Raw genomic sequence first — 21,991 nt, 5'->3', positions numbered from 1 at the left:
GGTTGATATGTTAGATAGCAAACAATGTGAAGCCTTTCTTGCAGTAGCAGAAATTGGAAGTTTTGATGCAGCAGGTGAGCATTTATATATTACTCCCTCGGCAGTATCCTTACGCGTGCAGGCTTTAGAAAAGTATTTAGGCCAAATTTTAATTATACGCGGACGCCCATGTGTACTCACGCAAGCTGGACAAACGCTACTAGAGCATTTACGTCATACACGATTAATGGAGCAAAACTTATTACAAGGTTTGATGGGTAAATCATCTGAATCAGAGTTCTACAAAATTGCTCTGGCTTCAAATGCAGACTCATTAGCAACTTGGTTACTACCTACTATTCAACAAACGCTTTTTAAAGAAAAAATAGTATTAGAACTAAAAATTGATGATCAATCTCACACGCATACTTTATTAGAAACAGGACAAGTCAATGCCTGTATCTCGGCAGAAGAGCAGGTCATGTCAGGCTGTTTAGCTCAACCACTCGGAAAAATGCGTTATAAAATGTTGGCTTCGGCTGAATTTGCTGCTGATTGGTTTAAACATGGCGTAACCCGAGAAACTTTAAGAAATGCACCAGCTGTAATTTTTAACCATAAAGATCTCATGCATTCAGAGGTATTACTGAAATATTATGGGTTGCCTTTGCAGAGCTATCCTTACAGTTTTATTCCAGCTACAGATGCCTTTGTGAAAGCGATTCAATTGGGTTTAGGATATGGCATGGTTCCTGAACTACAGGTGCAATCTTTGTTAACCAATGGAACTTTAGTGGATGTTATACCCGAAGCTGAGCTCGACATTCCATTATATTGGCACCATTGGAAAAGGCAGTCTAAACAGTTGGATGCACTGACGGAGACTATTGTGGAGTCAGCGAAACACATATTGAGATAGTCTTTATATCTTTCTTCTTAAATGACGATTCGAAATATGCTGAATATAAAACTCTATATCTTGTTCTGAGTAACCTAAAAGCTGTCCAATTCTTCGTTCAAGTTCTATACATTTTTCAAAATTAGTTTCTTTAAATAAAGTTTCAATACATATCATGAGTTCATTTAAATCTGCTAAAGCCGCATCTTTATAGATCAGCATAATTGAAAAGGGTAAAGGCAGAGAGGTTTCAATATCTTTACTCAGCATAGATAAAGTACCTTGTTCGAGATGCTTTAAAAAACTGACAGGTAGGATTTCATAAAAATAAGCGATAGATTTCTCACCTGAAAGTAATAATTCTAGTTCTTGCCCTTCATGTGGTCCAAGTTTGCCAATTTGTTCAGTCATATCAATACTCTTATTCTTATATTTTATTATGCAAAATTCAGTCATGGTGATGACACAGGCTATTTGTCATCACCATATCTAATTTAAAAACTAAGATTGAGTTAACTCGAGCGCACGTTGATAAGCGATTTTCTTCTTAATCCCTGTTAAATCGGCTGCAAGTTGAGATGCAGCTTTAACAGATAAGTCTTGGAGTAAGCGCTTTAAAAGCTCGTCTAGTTTTTCTTGCTCTAGATCTGTTTTTGCAGCTGCACCACCCACAACGACTACAATTTCACCTTTTTCTTGGTTATGGTCATTTTCAATGAAGCTGACTAAATCTTTTAAGGTCATTTTTTTGATGGTTTCAAAGGTTTTAGTAATTTCACGTGCAAACCCAACAGGACGGTCTTCACCAAATACTTGAGCCATATCTTTAATAGATTCTAAAATACGATGAGGTGCTTCATAAAAAATTAAGGTCTGGGTTTCGTTTTTTAGTTTTTCTAATTGAGAAATACGTTGAGAAGCTCTCGATGGTAAAAATCCTTCAAAGCTAAAACGATCACTCGGTAAACCTACAGCACTTAAAGCAGCAATGGCAGCACATGCACCCGGCACAGGAACGACTCGAATACCATGCTCTTGAGCAGCACGAACTAATTTAAAACCTGGATCACTGATAAGCGGTGTACCTGCATCACTAATTAAAGCAACGCTATCGCCAGCAAGTAGTTTTTGAACTAACTGCTCAATTTTATTGCTTTCATTGTGATCATGACATGCAGTAAGTTGAGTCGATATATTATAGTGTTTAAATAATTGTGCTGATTGGCGAGTATCTTCGGCAGCTACAATAGAAACTGATTTTAAAATATCAATTGCACGGAAAGTCATATCATCTAAGTGCCCGATTGGGGTGGCTACAACAAATAACTGAGCACTCATTTGGTTTTACTCCGTACAGATAAACAATTTTAATGGGGTAGTTTACCCGAAATTATGATTTGGGCGTGAACAATGTCTGCTAGCTTGAGCTTTTTGAAAATGATCTGATTTTCATTTGTTCAATTCAGATCTGAGATGGCAGATGAATTTAAGAAAATAACTTACGCATAAAAACATGTAGAGCTACTTTTTAATTTGGGGGAATAAAAATGTTATTAGCACAGCAGTTGGGGAAATGGGCAGAGCAAACTGCGTTAAACCTTTTACAAGCACAAAATTATGTGTGGGTCACAAGTAATTACCATTCACGCCGTGGCGAAGTTGATTTAATCGTCAAAAGAGGGCAAGAGTTAGTTTTTGTTGAAGTAAAAGCACGCACTATAGGAAATTATGGGCAAGCTTGTGAAATGGTAACGTGGACAAAACAGAAGAAAATTATCAAAACTGCGATGCGTTTTTTACAGCGCTATCCATCTTATCAGGATTTTTATTGTCGTTTTGATGTGATTTGTTTTGATTTTCCACAGAAAATTGCAAAAACAGTACAGCATGACTTTTCAAAATTCCATTATGATCTGCAATGGATCGAAAATGCATTTACTTTGGATTAAGAGTTCATTACTCTTTTGAGCAAATTTAAGTCTGATGCTTTATGATCAAGCCAAGAAATTGATAGGAGTCTGGTGGAGTGTTAAAACGTATTGCTGTAACAATGCTTTGTGTCGCAAGTTTATCAGGTTGCGCAAGTTTTATTTCTGGTGGAACAGGCACAGCTCCAGTGGGCACAGATAGCGGTGTCCGCAGTCTGGGCCAAGTATTCATTGACTCTTCAATTAAACGTACAGCCAATATCAACATTTATAAACTTGATCAACGTTTCAAGCAGTCACGTATTAATATCGAAAGTTTCCATAGTACAGTTTTATTAACTGGCCAAGTGCCAGACCCGTACTTGAAACAATTGGCAGAAGACAATCTTAAAGCCATGAGTGATGTGAAAGCTGTACATAACTATATTACGGTGGGTAACAAAGTCAGCTATAACACCATCATGCAAGATGCAGGTGTAACAGCAAATACGCGTGCTCTTTTAATGAAGGCACCTGTAGTTTCTGATAGTAAGGTTCTGGTACATACTGAAGATGGCGTACTTTATGTAATGGGACGTTTAAATACAGCTGAAATTAATGATTTAAATAGTGTCTTACAAAATGTCGGTAACGTTACCAAAATTGTCACTTTAATTGATAACGTTGATTTGGCGCCTGCACCAGCTGCAAGTACGGGTAGTGCAACAACTACACCGATTATTAATAACGTCATTGCTCAACCAACAGTTCAAACACCTGTTGCAATTGATCCTGACCAAACAGATCCTGCTTCGACTGCACAGTAATATATGAATCTGATTGAACAACTACAAAGCAAAATTGAACAGGCGCGAACTCTTTATAAAGAGTTCCGCTTGTATGATTTGGGGAGTTTTGCTTTAAACCGTTTTACACCAAAAGATGGTTTTGAACAGGTTCCAAATGTTCGTTATGGCCTAAAGCCTCGCCACCGTTTGGATGTTTACCGATCTGTTAAAAAGCTAACTCATCAGCCTCTTATTGTTTTTGTGCATGGTGGGGCTTGGCAGCATGGTAATAAACGAGATTATCTTTTTATTGGTGAGACATTTGCCAAAGAAGGTTATGACGTTGCTGTTATTAACTACCAGTTAGCGCCTAAAAATATTTTCCCAAGCTTTGTTGATGACTTAACTCAAGCATTGAATTATTTACATCAAAATCAGGGAAAACTGGAAATTTCTACAGAAAATATTGTACTTATGGGGCATTCGGCAGGGGCATTTAATGTGATGTCTGCTGTTTATCACCCTGATTCAACTAAAATTGAGTGTTTAGGGAAAATTAAGGCAATAATCGGTTTAGCTGGCCCATATCATTTTGACTATAAAGGTGATCCACTGGCCGAAGATGCTTTTGATCAAAGCACCTCTTATAAAGAAGTCATGCCATATTATTTCGTTAATCAAAATAATATTAAACATTACCTTTTGATGGCTGAAAATGATCAGATTGTAAAAAAGCACAATACTTTAGATATGGATCAAGCGCTTAGAGAGAAGGGTAATCACAGCCATATCGCCGTGATTCCTAAAACTGGACATATTACAATTTTGGCCAGCCTTTCTAGTTTCATTAGTCATTATTTCAGGACTAAAAGAACTATTCTACATTTTCTTGAAGAAGTGTTTTAAACGAGAATATCGTTTAAAACACAACAGATTACCCAGCTTGGGTAATCTGCATAATCATTGAATGAGCAATACTACCTTTAAATGGAATTTCAGGTAATTGATCAATTTTGAAGAATTGTGCATCTGCAATTTCTTCTTCTTGCAGCTTAATTTCACCAGACTCATATTCTGCTCTAAACGCAACCATAAGGTTACTTGGGAAAGGCCAAGGCTGACTTGACATATATTGAACATTTTTGAGTCTTAGGCCTACTTCCTCAAAAGCTTCTCGTTGTACCGCTTCTTCAAGAGTTTCACCAACTTCAACAAAACCTGCAATCAAACCATACATATTGGTTTTATTGTGGACTGACTTCGCCAGCAAGATTTCATCATCACCTCGAGTAATGACGGTAATAATGCACGGGTTTACACGAGGATATTGGTGATAGCGACAAGATGGGCACACCATTGCATATTCAGTTGGATGAACTTCTGTCGGGTGTCCGCAGTGACTACAAAACTTATGATTGCGTCGCCATTCAAGTAACTGTACTGCACGGCTCGCTTGCAAAAACTGTTCTTTCGACCAACTTGTAATGAGCTGGCGAATTGGAACCAGTTGTAAGCCTTCTGGTATGGCTTCCTCAGCAAGCAAGTCACGTGCAATGACCTGCTCATCATGAGTGAAAAGTAAATCACTTGCTAACTTTTCGACTTTGGGTAGTTGAAGGTTTTGATCAACCAGTAATTGTTGATGATGGAAAATATAAGCAAGTGATAATTCAGACATTAAGCTGCCTTTTTTTGAAGTTGTTGACTACTCGACAATGCTACATTAAACATGGATTGTAGAACAGGTTGTTTATTTTTTAAATTGTCAACCAACATGTCAAGGCCTGCTAATACGTTAAAAATACAGTGAATTTGGTCTGTATTAAACGGCTGGTTTTGTTCAAGTTGTTGTTGAACAAATTGAGCAGTTTGAAGTAAAGCATCTTGTTGAATTGTACTTCCTAGAAATTCGGCTGCGCCAGCTAGCTCTTTTAATGAACCTGCAATTGCTTCAATATTTTGTGTCTGATCATTTGCATACAAGGTAAGACTCTGACAAATGAAATCAATTAAATTTTTTGTCTCGGTGAGTAAGGCTTGATGTGCCTCATCAAGGCGATCTAAAGAAATATTTGTATTGTTCACATTAAGCTGTAAACGACTAGACGTATATTGGCGTACCAAAATACCAATTGAGTTCATGGCAGACAAAATGCTGTCCATAAGCTGCTGAGCATAGTTTTCATTACTTAATATATTGAGCTGACTTAAACTATTTGCTTGTTGAGATAGTTCAGATGCAGCTTCATCAAGATTAAGCAGTTTAAATGTATAGGCTAATTGCAAAAGGCTCGTTTGTAATTGTTGTGCTTTTTCAGTCGACATATTTTGATAGTTATATTCGATATCGTTACGCACTTTGTTCATTTCGCTCAATATTAATTGGCTGACTGTGTGCATGGTGTCAAAGTCAGGCCCATAAAGATGACGGCTTAAAACGAGCAATTGAGTGTCTGTAGGTATTTCTTCACCGATATGGAGTTGGTTGCGAATATGGTGAGCAACCTCATCTTCTTGAGCGATAACTATACTTAAAATATCTGCAAGTGCAGCCAAATCAGGCTTAAAAGTTTCAGGAGTTGCTAAGAACTGACCAATATAACTTTCAATATTAATGAGTACACGTAGGCGTGAATCATTTAAAAGCAGGTTATCAATATGGCCGAAAGCATAATTTACGAGTTGCCAATATTGTTGGCTTGGCTGATGGTTTGCCATGCTGACCAAATAGGTCCCAATAAGTTTAAAAGCTTGAAAATTATGATTAGTTTCTGTCTTGTTTAAAAATTGATGTAGAGATAGCTTATAGAGTTGATGAATAAACTGAGTTGTTTCATTAATGAATACTTCTGGTAATGGGAGTTCAAGCGCAGTATTTGCAAGTAAAGGAGCAATCGCTTGTCCAGAAGATGTCAGTGGTTTATTTAAAGCTAATTCTAAATTGTTTAATGTATTAAGAAGAAACTGAGGTACTTGTAATTCACGCAAACAGATAAATTCAATATACCGTTTTACCATGGTCGTGCCTTCACTCAGTGCAACGACATCATTGGTGTTAATTTGCGTTGGTTTCGCAATAATTTTTTGCATCAGCTCAGTTGAATATTGAGTGATTTTTGCAAGATAGGGGATATCAATTAAACGGAGGACTTGAGTGCATTGCTTAAATTGTTCTAATGCATCATCAATACCGAAAGGGAGTGTTTGCTCTTCAATTAAAGTACTTACTGCGCCTTCAACCAGTTTTATTGAACGATCAATTTCATGTTTAATGATGAGTAAAGCTGTTGGATCGAAATGAATCGAAGTATGCTCAGACATAAACGTTCCCCTTTGCAAAAAAATCAATTGTTATATTCGTAGTGCTCGATAATTTGAGCTAAAAATCTATGTGACTAATATAACTTAACTTACAAAGGGGAAAAGCTAAAAACGCTAAAGAATCAAAAATTTATTTTGCAAAAAGGCAAGGTTCTCCATGTTTTTTCTCAAATTCTTTGACCCAAGTCTCATGTGTATTTAGCTCTTCTTCGGAAGGAAGAATAACTGGTAGTTCAATTTGAACTCTGGTTTTATTTGCTGTGTTCAGGCTATTTTCACTTTGAGATAAGGCATCTATATCAAAAGAAACCTGTCCACCTGTCATTGCTAGGTAAACATCTGAAAGAATTTCAGCATCGAGTAATGCACCGTGGAAAGTACGGTCACGTGCTGGAATTTCATAACGTCTTACAAGGGCGTCAAGCGAGTTTTTTTGTCCGGGATGTTTGCTTTTCGCTAAAGCTAAAGTATCTGTTACCTCGCATACTTCAGAAAGCGCAGGAAGGCCTGCGCGTCTAAACTCCATATCAAGGAAGTTCATATCGAAGGTTGCGTTATGGGCAATAATCTCTGCGCCTTTTAGATAATCAAAGAGCGTGTCAGCAATCTCTGCATAGAGCGGTTTATCTTTTAAGAAATTATCACTGATACCATGGATATTTTCTGAGTCGCCCACTGGTTTTTGCGGGTTAATATAAATATGAATTGAGCTACCGGTGAGTTTCCGGTTAATCATTTCAATAGCACCCACTTCAATAATGCGATCCCCATCTTGGAAATAGAAACCAGTGGTTTCTGTATCCAGAATCAGTTGTCGAGGCCCTTGTAATTGTAATTTGGCTTCGGTCACAACAACTTGAGGGTGAATGTTATTGATTGGCTGCTTACTTTCTGGCTCAGTAGCTTCAACTTCAATAACTTCTTCTTCCACAATAATCATCTCAACTTCTTCGGACTGTTCAAGATCAATATTATCTTCTTCGGTTACTTCTGCCATATCAAACCCAAAAGGGTCATCGAGTAACCAATCCTCTTCAGGCTTTTTTATATCTTGCAGGGCAGTCGCTTGAACTGTTTTTTTTTGCAGGGCAGTTTGATCAGCTCCGATATTTGCAAGCTCATCGGCCATTTCGTTGCCTGCATGTCCAGCATGGCCTTTAATCCAATGCCATTCAATATTTCGACCGGCACAGACGGCATCTAATTTTTGCCAAAGGTCAGGATTTTTTACATCCTTCCAGTTTTTCTTTTTCCAGCCATGAATCCATTCAGTAATCCCTTGCTTCACATAATTTGAATCTGTCCAGATAATTAAATGAGCATCGGTTGGGCAAAATGAAACGCCTTCAATCGCAGCAGTGAGCTCCATGCGGTTATTGGTTGTATCCGGTTCACCGCCAAATAATTTATGTTCACCCTGCTCGGTAATGACATATGCGCCCCATCCACCTAAACCCGGATTGCCACGACATGCACCATCAACATACAGTGTGATTGTTTGAGACATAAATCGAAACCTAAACTAAAAGAAAAAGAACTGAATATGGTGTATTGTATACGCAAAAAGTTCGGTTCCATCGTAACAAAGCAAGGTTTTTTTAATTTCTTGTAACATTTCCATGCAAATGACATCAAATTATTGCCTTGTCTATCTTGCACGCTTTAATACAATGGCATCGAAGACCTAGGGTTTGTGGCCAAACCCCAAAAAATATTACGCGAGTTGTTTGGAAGTTTTTATGTATAAACCAACCACATTTGTGTGGCAGCCATCTGCGGCATCATTGTTCAAAATTACCGTACTTAGCTCTGCTTTAGCTGCGTTGGGTATTACAACAGGCTGTTCATCGACTCCGCAATCTGCAAAAACCTCTAAATCGAAACAGGTCAGTGGTGCAGGTTATCTAGATGCGAGTAGTCTTGACTCTTTGGAAGACTTACTTTCAGCAACCGATATGCGCGCTGTAGAAGGTGATCGTCTGCTTATTTTGAAGCATGGTGATGTCTGGAAGCGTATGTCCGTTGGTTTCAAAATGGACTTGAATCACTGGGATTCACGTATTGAAGCTCAGCGTAGTTGGTTTATTTCTCGTCAGCCTTACCTTGATCGTTTAAGTGCTCGTGCCAGCCGTTATTTGTACCATACTGTGAAAGAAGCGGAACGCCGTGGATTACCGACAGAACTCGCATTATTACCAGTAATTGAAAGCTCTTATGACCCAGCTGCAACAAGTAGTGCAGCAGCAGCAGGGCTATGGCAGTTCATTCCAAGCACTGGTCGTATTTATGGTTTAAAGCAAACAGGTATGTATGATGGGCGCCGAGATGTGGTTGAATCAACTCGCGCAGCTTATGAGTTTTTAGGAAGTCTCTATAACCAATTTGGTTCTTGGGAACTTGCATTAGCAGCCTATAATGCTGGTCCTGGACGTATTCAGCAGGCGATTAACCGCAACCAAGCTGCTGGGTTACCAACTGACTATTGGTCATTAAAATTACCTCAAGAAACAATGAACTATGTTCCACGTTTCTTGGCTGTTGCTCAAATTATTAAAAATCCAAAGGCTTATGGCGTAGAACTACCACCTATTGCAAATAGACCCCATTTCCGTGAAGTGACTTTATCAGCACCTTTAACGTTAAATGAAATTGCTTCTACAGCAGGATTAAGCCGTGCAGAACTTTATGCATTAAACCCAGGATATCGTGGTGAAGCAGTAGACCCTGCGAGTCCAATGCGTATTTTGATTCCAGCAGATTTAAGTCCTTCAATTGATAATAAATTAAGAGGAACAAAATCGGGTGGTGGCTCAGGTTGGTGGGCAAATGTAACTTCACCGTCTACACCGACAACTGTTAGTCCTACTACTACGGTGACAACAAGAACAACTCCTACAACGCAAGTTCAGCCGGTTAAACCTTCTTCACCGGTGAAGAATACTTCAACGATTTCAAAATCTACACCACGTGGTTCTGATGCGTTAGCTGCCTTTGCTGCATCGGCAGATGTACCAAGTGCGCCGCGTATTCCTGTAGCTGTGACCAATGCAGCTAACATTAAGCAGCCTGTTAAAATGGAGCCACCAATTTCGGCTTCTGAACGTGAAAAGATTTTAGCGGCAGTTCGTGCTGAAGGTGCGAAAGAGACTGTAGATCAAGCTTTACAACCGCAAGCAACTCAAGCTGAAAAAGATCAAGTCGTTGCTGAATTAAAAGCAATTGCGCCGCAAGGAACTGAAATTGTCGATCCTTATGATGGCAAAATTAGGTTAACTGCAATTCAGACGAGCCAGTCAGTTGCAGAGCAACAAGGTAAAGAGGTAAGTAGAGGTTTTGCTTATCCAAAAACTTTAGCTGAAGATGCGACTGTAGCTAACTCTGAAGATGGACAACGTAATAAAGATAAGCCTTATATCAAAACTGATACTGATGTTGTAGTTGTACAGCCTAAAGGTAAGCGTAGTACTTATACAATTCAGCCAGGTGATACTTTAGCAGTTATTGCCATGAAGAATGGTGTGAACTGGCGTGATGTTGCTAAGTGGAACCAGATTGATCCAGAAAAGACTTTGTTTGTAGGAACTAGTCTTTATCTTTATGATGCTAGACCACAAGAAACTCAAAGTACTTCGAAAACTACGGCTAAACCAGATGTGTATGTGGTTCAGGCCAATGATAGCTTAAGCGGTGTTGCTAACCAGTTTAATTTGTCAGTAAAGCAATTAGCCGAATATAACGATTTATCAGTAACTGATGGTTTATTTGTTGGACAAAAACTACAGTTAAAAGAGCCGAAGAATAGTCGCTCAACTGCTAAAGCAGAACCAAAAGTAGTTCAGGCAAATACACGACGTATTGCAACTAAGAGCTATACCGTTAAACGCGGTGAATACCTTAAGTTGATTGCAGATCGTTATGCGCTCTCTAATCAGGAACTTGCTGAATTAACTCCAGGTTTAACTGCGGGCAGTAACTTGATGGCAGGCCAAAAAATTAATGTGCCTACACAAGATATTTCGGTAGATGAAGTTGCTGAGACTAAGACTTCTAGTAAATCTGAGAAAGCGACGCTAAGTGTTTCTTATAAAACAGAAGGCTATAAAGTACAGCGCGGTGATACTTTATCGAGTATTGCAACTAAATCAAAAATTAGCCTAGCTGAATTAGCCGAGTTAAATAACTTAAAAGCGAGTAGTCGTGTACAGCTTGGTCAAACTTTAAAAGTACCAGCTGGTCTAAGTGTGCCTGAACAATATGTTGTACAGTCTGGGGATAGTCTAAATGCTATTGCTAGTAAATATAACTTACAAACAAGCTATTTAGCCGACTTAAATGGTTTGTCGCGTACAGCAGGACTTCGTGCTGGTCAACGTTTAAAACTCACAGGTAATGTTGAAGAGGCACCAAGCAAGCCTTCTAAAAATACTAAAGAAGAAACACCTGAGACCTACACAGTTAAATCTGGTGATAGCTTAGGTAATATTGCTAACCGTTACCACTTACAGTTGGATTATCTTGCTGCATTGAATGGTCTTTCACGTAACAATAGTGTTCGTGTAGGGCAACGTTTAAAGCTAACAGGTGATGTGCCTACAGTAGAAACAGCTAAAGTTGATAACAAGTCGTCAACTAAAACAGTTGCGGCTGGTAAAAACACTGAAAGATATACTGTTAAATCTGGTGAGTCTTTAAATAGTATTGCGAGCCGTGCGGGTATTTCAGTGCGTGAACTTGCTGAAATGAATGCATTAAAAGCGAGTGCTAATTTACAGCGCGGTCAAAATATTGTGATTCCAAAAACTGTTGTGGAATACAAAGTGAAGCGTGGTGATACGTTAATTGGCCTTGCCAGCAAATATGGTTTAGAAACCAATTTATTGGCTGAACTGAATGATTTGACGCCGTCTACTCAGCTTCGCATTGGCGATGTCATTAAAGTGCCTAATTTATAAAATAATTAGTAACTTATGCATAAATCATATTTTCAACTGAGCCTGCTAGTCGGGCTCAGTGTCGTTTCTCATGCTGTTTTTTCTGCACAGCAAACCACTTCATATATAGGGATTCATTCCAAGCCTAAATATTTAGGAATGCTGGCTATGCCATATGCAAATCCTAATGCACCTAAAGGTGGTTTGTTAAGTCAGGCGGCTCAAGGAACTTTTGATAACCTCAATAGTATGAATGGTAAGGGGAATGCTACAGAAGGCGTTAATTATCTTTTTGATACTTTAATGACCCAATCGCTAGATGAGGTCGGGGTTTTATATCCTCTTTTGGCAGAGAAAGTTACTTATGATCCAGAAAAAACGCAGTCTGTTATTTTCTATTTAAACCCTAAGGCGTGTTTTAGTAATAGACAGCCAGTCACTGCGGCAGATGTTAAATTTAGCTTTGATGCGTATCAGACTAAGTCTAATTTAGGTTTGCAGATGTACCTTGGTGATTTGGCAAAAACAGAAGTAATAAATGCCCATCAAGTAAAGTTTAGTTTTAAGTCTACACATAATCCTAAAATGCCTTTTATTTTGGCAACCTTGCCGATTTATTCAAAGGCCGATTGGCAACAAAGAGATTTTAGCCGAATTAGTCTACAACCTATAGTTGGCTCGGGACCTTATGTGGTTGAACGAGTTGATGCAGGTAGAAGTATTAGTTATAAAAGAAATCCGAATTACTGGGCAAAAGACTTGCCTATTAATAAGGGGCGCTATAATTTTGATCGTTTAAAATATGTCTATTATCGAAATTGGGATATTGCTTTTGAAGGGTTTAAATCTGGGCAATACACTTTGCATGAAGAAACTAACCCAAAAAAATGGGTAACCGATTATCGCTTTCCAGCCGTAAAAGCAGGGTTAGTTACTCAATATAAGTTCCGTCACCATAACCCCATCGCCACTGAAAGTTATGTCTTTAACACACGACGAAAACCCTTAAATGATATTCGTTTTAGGCAAGCCTTAACCTATGCCTATGACTTTGAATGGCAGAATAAAGCTTTGTTTTATGGTCAATATCAACGCCTACAAAGTTATTTTGAAAATAGCGAATTGGCTGCAACGGGGCAGTCTTCGAAAACTGAATTAGCAATATTGAAACCATTGCTGCCTAAGTTATCTCCAATAATGCAAAAGGGTGTTTTAGCAGATTGGAAATATCCAGTGTCAGATGCGAGTGGATTTAACCGTCAAAATTTATTAATTGCGCGGCAGCTGCTTATACAGGCTGGCTATAAAGTTAAAGATGGGCAGTTGTTGACGCCTGAAGGGGGGAAAGTTCAGCTTGAGTTTTTAATTCAACAAGATGGCAAACAACGAACACTCATGCCTTTTGTCCGTAATCTTAAAAAACTCGGTGTTCAAGTTAATTTACGTCAAGTCGACGCTCCGCAATATTTAGAGCGCACCCGCCGTTATGACTTTGATATGACCACCATGAATTTGCCGCAATCTCTCAATCCAGGTAACGAGCAGACTCAGTTTTGGGGGAGTATCGCCGCAGCGCAGGATGGAAATTACAATTATGCGGGAATTCACAATCCCGTAATTGATCAAGTGATTTCAAAACTTGTTGCGAGTAAGAGCCGTGACCAACAGATTATTTATACTCGTATTCTCGATCGATTACTGAGGGCTGGTTATTATCAAATTCCGACCTATGGTAAAGGTGAAAACTGGTATGCTTATTGGAATACGTATCAACAACCTAAAACTAAACCAGCACTTTCGTCTGGAATAGATTATTGGTGGAGTGATGCAAATAAAGCCAAAAAAGTTGCCAAATATTTACATCAACAATAAAAAGCACCTGCCATAAAGGAAATCCTGTTATATGGGTTCATATATTCTCAAGCGACTTCTTTTAATGATTCCCACATTGTTTGCCATTTTATTGATTAACTTTGTGGTTGTGCAAATTGCGCCAGGTGGGCCAGTTGAGCAAGCAATACATCAAGCTGAAGGTGATTTGGGAATTGGACGTGCATTAAGTGCAGACACTTATTATCAAGGTGCTCAAGGTTTAAGCCCTGAAATGGTTGAACAAATTAAGGCGCAGTATGGTTTTGATCGATCTGCTCCAGAACGCTTTTTCCTCATGTTAAAAGGCTATTTAACTTTAGATTTTGGACAGAGTTTTTTTAAAGATAAACCAGTCGTGCAATTGCTGTGGGACAAAATGCCTGTTTCTATTTCGCTTGGGCTGGTAAGTACTTTTTTGATTTATTTAATTTCTATTCCGCTTGGTATTAAGAAGGCAAGACAGCAAGGTTCATGGTTTGATCGCTCCACTTCGTTAGTACTTGTTGTGGGGTATGCTGTACCAAGTTTTGTATTCGCTATTTTGCTTGTAGTTTTTTTTGCAGGTGGCTCTTATTTTCAATGGTTTCCATTACAAAATCTTGTGTCAGATAATTTTCATCAACTCAGTCTTTGGGGTAAAGTTACCGACTATTTATGGCATATGACTTTGCCACTTATTACGATGGTATTAGGCGGCTTTGCCAGTTTGACGTATTTAACTAAATACTCATTTTTAGAAGAATTAAATAAACCCTATGTTTTAGCTGCTTATGCGAAAGGATTGAATAGCCAGCAAGTCTTATATAAGCATGTATTTCGTAATGCTATTTTAGTCGTGCTCGCAGGGCTGCCAGAAGTGTTAGCGGGTATTTTCTTTGTGGGTAATCTCTTTGTAGAAATTATTTTTCATTTAGATGGTGTGGGCTTATTGGGCTTTGAAGCCATTGTCCAGCGGGATTATCCTGTTATTTTTGGTGTCCTATTTTTCTTTACTTTATTTAGTCTAATTTTACGTCTCATTTGTGATGTGCTGTACCAATGGATTGATCCTCGGGTTCATTTTGACGCACAAGGAGGCAAATAATGTCTTTGATTGTGCGGACACGATTACAACGTTTTAGACAACATAAATTAGGTTGGGCCAGCTTTATTTTATTTAGTCTAATTTTGATTTTGTCATTAGCTGCGGAGTTGATTGCTAACGATAAGCCATTACTGGTGAAGTATGAGGATTCTTACTATTTGCCTGTGTTTAAGACATATCCAGAAACGACGTTTGGTGGCGTGTTTGAAACAGAAGCAGATTACAAAGATCCGGCTGTGCAAGAACTTATTCATGCTCAAGGATGGGCAGTCTGGCCGCTCATTCAATTTTCATATCAAACTCCCAATTTAGACTTGGCAGTTCCTGTGCCATCACCACCCTCTAAGAATAACTGGTTAGGAACTGATGATCAGGGAAGGGATGTTTTGGCCCGTATTCTTTATGGTTTAAGAGTATCTTTACTTTTTGGTTTGGCCTTAACCTTTTGTTCCGCTTTGTTTGGCATTACTGTGGGCGCCATTCAAGGTTACTATGGCGGTTGGGTAGATTTATTGGGACAACGTTTGGTTGAAGTCTGGAATGGCTTGCCCATGCTTTTTATGGTTATGATTTTGGTCAGCATGTTTGTTCCAAACGTATATTGGTTGTTTTTTATTATGTTATTTTTTGGCTGGACAGTTTTAGTGGGAATTGTCAGAGCAGAGTTTTTGAAAGCTCGCCAGCTTGATTATGTTCGTGCCGCTCAAGTGTTAGGAGTGACTGATCGCGTTATTATTTTTAAGCATATTTTGCCGAATGCAATCAGTTCGAGCTTGTCCCAATTGCCATTCATTTTAACAACTAATATTAGTGCCTTAACTGCTCTTGATTTTTTAGGCTATGGTTTACCACCCGATGCAGCATCGTTAGGGGAGTTATTGCTCCAAGGTAAAAATAATTTAGATGCACCATGGCTAGCGATTTCAGGTTTTTTTAGTCTGGCTATTGTTCTTTCACTTTTAATTTATATTGGGGAGGCTGCTCGTGATGCTTTTGACCCAAGAAAATAATACAAATGTTACTCCTGCATTGTTGATGGTTGAACATATTTCGATTCAAACTAAAGATCAAAAGGTTTTATTAGAAGATTTGAATTTTGAGCTGTCTGCTAAAGAAACACTGGCTATTGTGGGCGAAAGTGGTTCAGGTAAATCACTTAGCTGTTTAGCAATCATGGGGTTACTACAAGAAAAATTAGAAATAACAGGTCGCGTTTGGATTGGTTCCCAAAATATGCTTGAGCTAGATGAAAAAGTTCAATCCAATGTGCGTGGCCGACAAATTGCCATGATTTTTCAAGAACCTGCCACAGCTTTAAATCCACTACATCAGGTTGAAAAGATTGTAGGTGAAAACCTTGTTTTATTAGGTTTGAGTAAAAAGGATGTTCGACAACAAGTCATTGAGTTACTCACAGATGTCGGAATTAGTGAGCCAGAACAGATTCTAAAACGGTATCCACACGAGCTTTCTGGTGGTCAACGGCAACGTGTCATGATTGCCATGACATTGGCATTGCAACCCAAACTTTTGATTGCTGATGAGCCGACTACAGCACTTGATGTAATTTTACAGATCCAGATTTTAGAACTCTTAAAATCTTTACAATCAAAATATGGAATGGCACTTATTTTAATTAGCCATGACTTAAATTTGGTACGTCAATATGCCGATGAGCTGGTTGTATTGCAAAGTGGGCGTGTTGTAGAGCAAGGTGAGCTTAGCCAGATTTTTGAAAATCCTAAAACCGCTTATACACAGCAATTATTAGAACATGATTTTGGAAATGCAGAATCTGTTGAAATAGGAAAGAATGTTTTGTCCGTTCAGCAGCTTAGCGTGCAATTCCCAATTAGAAAAGGTATTTTCAATCGCGTTCAGGGCTATGTGACTGCAATAGAAGGTTTGAGCTTTGATCTTGCTCAAGGTGAGTCACTTGGGGTTGTTGGGGAAAGTGGCGCTGGAAAGTCATCTTTGGCTCTGGCTTTAGTGCGGCTCATTAAAAGTGAAGGGCAGATTAATTTTTTAGGACAAGATTTGAATCAGTTGGCTCCCAAAGCTTTACGTTTGGCGAGATCTGATTTTCAACTTGTATTTCAAGATCCGTTTGGTAGCTTGAACCCTCGAATGACGGTTGGGCAGATTATCGCTGAAGGTTTAAAAGTAAAAGAAGTATTGAACAGTCAGATTCAAGAACAAGTTAAATCTGTTCTTAATAAAGTTGAACTGCCTGAAGATTTTCAACATCGTTACCCACACGAACTCTCTGGAGGACAACGTCAACGGGTTGCTTTGGCAAGAGCTTTAGTGGTTCAGCCTAAACTTTTAATTTTGGATGAACCGACTTCTGCATTAGACCGAACTACACAAAAAGCCATCATTAAGCTTTTACGACAATTACAGAAAACTGAACATTTGAGCTATATCTTTATTAGCCATGATCTAAATATAGTCAAATCGTTGTGCCATAAAGTCATGGTATTGCGCCATGCACAAGTTGTTGAATATCAGAAAACCGAACTGTTGTTTTCTAAGCCTAAGACTGAATATACAAGACAATTAATTAAAGCAAACTTTTAAAATAAATTATTAAACAATTGTTTTTAAATGGAATAGTTTATTTTTTAATTTTATGCAAAAAGTTGCATATTTTTATATTCTTTAAAATTGACATATGCTATTGTCAACTATCGATTATGACTTGACATGCCCTATAACTCGTCTAAATTAGAGTAATTGCTCTAAAAACTAAAAAGAGGTTAACCATGAACCAGATTGCTCAACCCATCACAATTCGCAATACCACATTCAAAAACCGAATTATTAAAGGTGCAATGAGTGAGGCGCTTGCAAATCATGAAGGTCAACCAAATGACTTACATTTAGGTTTATATGGGGCATGGGCAAAAGGTGGGCTTGGCTGTGCAATCACAGGCAACGTCATGGTCAATGTGGGCGCAAAAAATGAACCCGGTGTTGTTGTTATTGAAACCGAACGTGATTTAGAGCGCTTAAAAGCGTGGGCAGCATTAGGTAAAAAATATGGAATGGTGCAGTTAATCCAATTGTCCCATCCGGGACGTCAGTGTCCAAAAGGATTAAATAAAGAGACTGTCGCGCCGTCAGCAGTACCATTTAGCCCAGCTTTAGCGACTATGTTTGGAACGCCACGTGAACTGACTCATGATGAAATTCTAGATATCATTAATCGATTTGCAACCGCTGCACGTATTTGTGAAAAAGCAGGTTTTGAAGGGGTGCAATTACACGGTGCGCATGGATATTTGATTAGTCAGTTCTTATCGCCTTTAACGAATAAGCGTACCGACCAGTGGGGTGGTTCAGTTGAAAACCGTACACGCTTTTTATTAGAAGTTTATAAGGCTGTTCGCGAAGCAACTTCTGAGAATTTTATCATTTCAGTCAAACTGAACTCTGCCGATTTCCAACGTGGAGGAATTACTGAAGAAGATGTGATTTCAGTATTTAAAGCGATAGATGAAGCTGGCATTGATTTGATTGAGATTTCAGGTGGCACATATGAAGCACCTGCAATGGCAGGGGCTAAAGCTGACAAGCGCAAGACAAGTACGATTGCTCGTGAAGCATACTTTTTAGATTTTGCTGAAAAGATCCGCCAACATGTTAAATGTAAACTCATGGTGACAGGTGGATTCCGTACTGTAGAAGGAATGAATGCAGCACTCGCAAGTGGGGCTTGTGATTTTATTGGTATTGCGCGTCCGCTTGCAGTTGAGACTGATTTAACAGACCGTTTAATTGCAGGGCAGGACGTACGCTATGCAGTAAAACCAATTAAAACAGGCCTACCTTTTGTCGACAAAATGGCAATCATGGAAATTATTTGGTATGCCGCTCAATTTAAGACAATTGGTAAAGGCAAAAAGCCAAATCCAAAACTTTCACCACTAGTCGTCTTTTTTAATTATGCCAAAGGCAATATTAAAGCTGTGGTAAAAGGTCGCGTAAATTCACGTAAATCTGCATAAATTAATTACCATGCAATAGTCCAGTAAGCGTTAAATGTAGAAGCAGACCATTGGCCTTTAAATAAAGCATTCTTAAAGGCAGGTCTGTTTTCTATTTGGGCAAGATAACGCTGTATATGTTTAAACCGGCTGTAATTTTGTGAGCAAGCCAGTAATGGAAACCACATCAAAATATCAGCAATAGTAAACTGATCTCCAGCAAACCATAAGTGATGCTCTAAATGTTTATCAATCATGCTCATTTGTCGTTGTAATGATTGATTTAGATAACCTTGATCAAATCCATATTTTAAAAGTTTAGGAATGAAACGGATTGGAAAAGGTGTACGTTGTACAATTTGGTGAAAGATTTGTTTGAGTACCAAATCGGGAATGAATGTCGCCTCACAATAATTTTTCCAATAATAAAAATTTTGGAGCTGTTGGCTTAATAAATTGTTCGGTCCCAATTGTGGGTGTAAATGAGATAGGTAATCTAAAATTGCTGAGGTTTCAGCTAAGATTGAAAACTCTCCTTGTTCAATGATTTCGATAGTAGGAAATTTTGATAATTGGTGGGGTGAGTTTTTATTTTCGTCTACATCTGAATGGTATTTAATAATGAGTTCATAATTGAGTCCTAATTCTTCTAAAAACCAAATAATGCGTTGAGAGCGTGAATTTTGTAGATGAAATAATCGAATTTGCATGTCATGTTCAAATTATAGTTTTGATCTACTCTTAGTATAGGACAGAAGATAACTTAAGTATAATAAAGTATTTATAAATCAAAAGATTATATTTTTTATGAGAGAAGGTCAGTAAAAAGCCACTGCCTTAAAAATGCAGTGGCTTTTTAGAGTTTGACATCCTTATGGGATTAGAGCTTGGGTTATCGCCGTGAAAGGATTTTTTATATTTTCAAGTTAGAACGTATAGCTCATGCCAAACTGAGCGGTACGTGGTTCACCTGGATAAGCATATAAATTAAAGGCACTTTCATCATAAACTTTATCAAAAATATTCTTCAAATCTAAGTTAAGACGAAGTTTTGGTGTTGCTTGATAATAAGAAACCAAATCTGTAACCGCATAACCTTTCATGGTGTAGGTACTATTGGCTGTTTGTCCTGAACGCTTATCAATATATTTTTGATTAACTCCTAGACCTAAACCTTGTAAAGCTCCACCCTGAAATTCATAAATATTTAAAAGATTAAAACTGTTCTTTGGAATATTGGCTAAAGACGTTCCTTTTTGCAAAGTATTGTCTTTAGTCACTTCAGCATCTGTATATGCATATCCACCAATAATTTTCCAAGCAGGCGTAATTTGCCCTGCAATATTTAATTCAATACCTTGGCTGCGAACTTCACCAGCAGCAACTTTTTTATTTTGATTTGGGTATAAAGGATCATCCGTTAAGACATTTTCTTTTTCAGCATAAAAAATAGCAGAGTCAACCGACAACATATTGTCGAGAGCTAGCCATTTAAACCCTAGCTCATAAGCCATACCTTCTTCAGGGTCAAAGCCTTCGCCACTATGACTTGCACCTGTATTTGGCTTAAATGATTTTGCTGCGTTACTGTAGATTGAAAGATCATCACGGGCTTTAAAAACTAACCCTAAACGAGGAATAATGGCATCATGACTGGTATTCCAATTTGTAGTATTCGGTAATAGGTTTTTATAGTCATGCTCATAGTGCTCAAAGCGTAAACCTAATAAAGCACTTAAACGTTCATTTAAATCGATTTGGTCTTGTACAAAAACGGCCGTGGTTTTTAAATTTTCACGGTCATGGGTAGTCACACGATTAAGTTCAGGTAGTGGTTGTCCTAAAACAGGATCATTAATATTAATAGGGTAGTTATTTGACTTTGGATCTGAACGAATAATGTATGATTTATAATCGTAGTTTTCGTATTCAAGCCCAGTCACTAAAGTATGTGCTAAACCTAAAAGCTGGAAATTACCTGTTAGGTTAATTTGTGCATCAGTATCTTGCCATTTTAATTCGCGATAGTTGTAATTTCTTTCGAGCGTTTCTCCATCAGCCTGAATTCCATTTGCTTCTACCGCATAGCCATGCAATTTACCATTTAAGTATTGCACACCCGCATTGAGCTTCCAGTCATTTCCAAGGTCATGTTCGACTCGTAATTGAGTCATATTGTTATCATTGTAGATTCGGTTGTTATATTTACCTGTTTCCCACAAATAGGTTTCTGGTGAACTGTTAAAAGACTTCTGACCTGCATAGCGTGTTTGACCACGATCAAGCGGATGTTGATTCCGTAAAATATCCGCTTCAAAGGTTACTCTAGTTGCATCAGTCGCTTGCCATTGAATGACAGGAGCAATCCCATATCGTTTAGATTCGACATGGTCACGATAACTATCGCCGCCTTCTGCAATTACATTTAGGCGATAACCGATATTCTCTGCATTTGGAATGGTGCCTGTAGTGTCTACAGTGGTGCGGTATAAACCTTCACTGTTAAGCTGAGCACCTAAAGTGGTTTGTTGCTCAGACTTCGGTGTTTTTGAAATTAAGTTAAACGTACCACCAGGATCACCACGACCATATAAGCTAGAAGAGGGGCCACGTAAAACGTCTATACGTTCCATGGTGTTGCTATCTGGTGCATTTGGATAACCGCGGTTAATTGGGAATCCGTTACGATAAAACTCACCACTGGTGAAACCACGAAGGTTAAAACCAGTTAAGCCTTGACCGCCAAAGTTATTAGCACGGGTAACACCGCCAGCTAAATCAAGAGCTTCAATTAAGCGTGTCGCACCAATATCTTCAATTACTTTTTGGGTTACAACACTGACCGATTGCGGTGTGTCCTTTAATGCGATTTCACTACGTGTTGCGCTACTAGAGCTATCGACTTTATAAGTTTGGTCAGAAGCCTGTTGAGCTTTAATTTTAATCGTAGCAAGAGTAGTTGAAGAACTATCTGTTTCTGCAAAAGCAGGTGATAAACAGCAGAATTGAGCAATGCTCAGGGAGAGGAGGCGAAGCTTAAGATCCATTTAAAACCTATTTGATAATAAATATCAGTATAAAAATAAGAATTATTATATTGTAAATCTATGTAAAAGAAATACTGGATTAGTGATATTTAAATACAAATGTATTTTATTTGGAAATAAGAGAGGTTAAAAAACAAATAGAATGTTAAGAAAATAAAAAGAAATTTTATAAGAA

The 21,991-nt window shown here is 38.3% G+C and carries 17 protein-coding genes; 10 read left to right on the top strand and 7 right to left on the bottom strand.

Features of this window, described 5'->3' with window-relative positions; translation table 11 throughout:
- Positions 1–7 precede the first annotated feature (7 nt).
- Positions 8–898: a LysR family transcriptional regulator ArgP gene (locus MKL38_RS07150; protein ID WP_270902917.1), complete on the top strand. Its 891-nt coding sequence runs from the start codon at positions 8–10 to the stop codon at positions 896–898.
- 3 nt (positions 899–901) lie between these two features.
- Here MKL38_RS07150 and MKL38_RS07145 read toward each other — a convergent pair whose 3' ends face one another.
- Both MKL38_RS07145 and rsmI read right to left on the bottom strand, forming a co-directional pair.
- Positions 902–1,288 (bottom strand): hemin receptor, encoded by a 387-nt coding sequence (locus MKL38_RS07145; protein WP_270902916.1) that lies wholly within the window; start codon positions 1,286–1,288, stop codon positions 902–904.
- Between the two features lie 90 nt (positions 1,289–1,378).
- Complete coding sequence (rsmI, locus tag MKL38_RS07140; RefSeq protein WP_003652836.1) at positions 1,379–2,215, bottom strand: 16S rRNA (cytidine(1402)-2'-O)-methyltransferase; 837 nt, start codon at positions 2,213–2,215, stop codon at positions 1,379–1,381.
- A 209-nt stretch (positions 2,216–2,424) separates the two neighbouring features.
- Here rsmI and MKL38_RS07135 point away from each other — a divergent pair, with 209 nt between their 5' ends.
- The 3 genes from MKL38_RS07135 (at position 2,425) to MKL38_RS07125 (ending at position 4,478) form a co-directional block, all read left to right on the top strand.
- Positions 2,425–2,826 (top strand): YraN family protein, encoded by a 402-nt coding sequence (locus tag MKL38_RS07135; protein WP_003652834.1) that lies wholly within the window; start codon positions 2,425–2,427, stop codon positions 2,824–2,826.
- A 77-nt stretch (positions 2,827–2,903) separates the two neighbouring features.
- A complete protein-coding gene (locus MKL38_RS07130; protein ID WP_003652832.1) occupies positions 2,904–3,611 on the top strand; it encodes a BON domain-containing protein in 708 nt (235 codons plus the stop codon).
- A 3-nt stretch (positions 3,612–3,614) separates the two neighbouring features.
- Complete coding sequence (locus MKL38_RS07125) at positions 3,615–4,478, top strand: alpha/beta hydrolase (RefSeq protein WP_004641862.1); 864 nt, start codon at positions 3,615–3,617, stop codon at positions 4,476–4,478.
- 28 nt (positions 4,479–4,506) lie between these two features.
- Here the strand turns inward: MKL38_RS07125 and nudC are convergent, their stop codons facing one another.
- From nudC to dnaQ, 3 genes are all read right to left on the bottom strand, one after another.
- Entirely contained in the window at positions 4,507–5,250 is a 744-nt protein-coding gene (nudC, locus tag MKL38_RS07120) for an NAD(+) diphosphatase (RefSeq protein WP_004641863.1), read from the bottom strand.
- Positions 5,250–6,893: a chemotaxis protein gene (locus MKL38_RS07115; protein ID WP_270902915.1), complete on the bottom strand. Its 1,644-nt coding sequence runs from the start codon at positions 6,891–6,893 to the stop codon at positions 5,250–5,252. Before MKL38_RS07115 ends, nudC begins: the two co-directional genes overlap by 1 nt.
- Before the next feature lie 130 nt (positions 6,894–7,023).
- A complete protein-coding gene (gene dnaQ / locus MKL38_RS07110) occupies positions 7,024–8,400 on the bottom strand; it encodes a DNA polymerase III subunit epsilon (RefSeq protein ID WP_270902914.1) in 1,377 nt (458 codons plus the stop codon).
- 232 nt (positions 8,401–8,632) lie between these two features.
- Here dnaQ and MKL38_RS07105 point away from each other — a divergent pair, with 232 nt between their 5' ends.
- From MKL38_RS07105 to MKL38_RS07080, 6 genes are all read left to right on the top strand, one after another.
- Positions 8,633–11,845: a LysM peptidoglycan-binding domain-containing protein gene (locus tag MKL38_RS07105; RefSeq protein ID WP_270902913.1), complete on the top strand. Its 3,213-nt coding sequence runs from the start codon at positions 8,633–8,635 to the stop codon at positions 11,843–11,845.
- A 15-nt stretch (positions 11,846–11,860) separates the two neighbouring features.
- Entirely contained in the window at positions 11,861–13,696 is a 1,836-nt protein-coding gene (locus MKL38_RS07100) for an extracellular solute-binding protein (protein WP_270902912.1), read from the top strand.
- Between the two features lie 31 nt (positions 13,697–13,727).
- Positions 13,728–14,780: a microcin C ABC transporter permease YejB gene (locus tag MKL38_RS07095; protein WP_270902911.1), complete on the top strand. Its 1,053-nt coding sequence runs from the start codon at positions 13,728–13,730 to the stop codon at positions 14,778–14,780.
- Positions 14,780–15,790 carry an ABC transporter permease gene (locus MKL38_RS07090; protein WP_270902910.1) on the top strand — a complete coding sequence of 337 codons (1,011 nt, stop codon included), beginning with the start codon at positions 14,780–14,782 and terminating at the stop codon, positions 15,788–15,790. The genes MKL38_RS07095 and MKL38_RS07090 overlap by 1 nt, the downstream gene beginning before the upstream one ends.
- Positions 15,765–17,360, top strand: a complete 1,596-nt coding sequence (locus MKL38_RS07085) for an ABC transporter ATP-binding protein (protein WP_270902909.1) — start codon at positions 15,765–15,767, stop codon at positions 17,358–17,360. Before MKL38_RS07090 ends, MKL38_RS07085 begins: the two co-directional genes overlap by 26 nt.
- A 185-nt stretch (positions 17,361–17,545) precedes the next feature.
- The gene (locus MKL38_RS07080) at positions 17,546–18,790 is read left to right on the top strand and encodes an NADH:flavin oxidoreductase/NADH oxidase family protein (protein ID WP_198077721.1); all 1,245 of its coding nucleotides are present in this window, start codon (positions 17,546–17,548) and stop codon (positions 18,788–18,790) included.
- Between the two features lie 5 nt (positions 18,791–18,795).
- On the opposite strand, the gene MKL38_RS07075 is transcribed toward MKL38_RS07080, so the two are convergent.
- Together MKL38_RS07075 and MKL38_RS07070 are read right to left on the bottom strand one after the other, a co-directional pair.
- Positions 18,796–19,479 (bottom strand): glutathione binding-like protein, encoded by a 684-nt coding sequence (locus MKL38_RS07075; RefSeq protein WP_270902908.1) that lies wholly within the window; start codon positions 19,477–19,479, stop codon positions 18,796–18,798.
- 216 nt (positions 19,480–19,695) lie between these two features.
- Entirely contained in the window at positions 19,696–21,816 is a 2,121-nt protein-coding gene (locus MKL38_RS07070) for a TonB-dependent siderophore receptor (RefSeq protein WP_270902907.1), read from the bottom strand.
- Positions 21,817–21,991 lie beyond the last annotated feature (175 nt).

It is taken from the genome of Acinetobacter sp. AOR14_HL (genome assembly GCF_027855175.1).
In the GTDB taxonomy this organism is placed as follows: domain Bacteria; phylum Pseudomonadota; class Gammaproteobacteria; order Pseudomonadales; family Moraxellaceae; genus Acinetobacter; species Acinetobacter calcoaceticus.
This window is presented reverse-complemented; position numbering and strand designations above follow the sequence as displayed.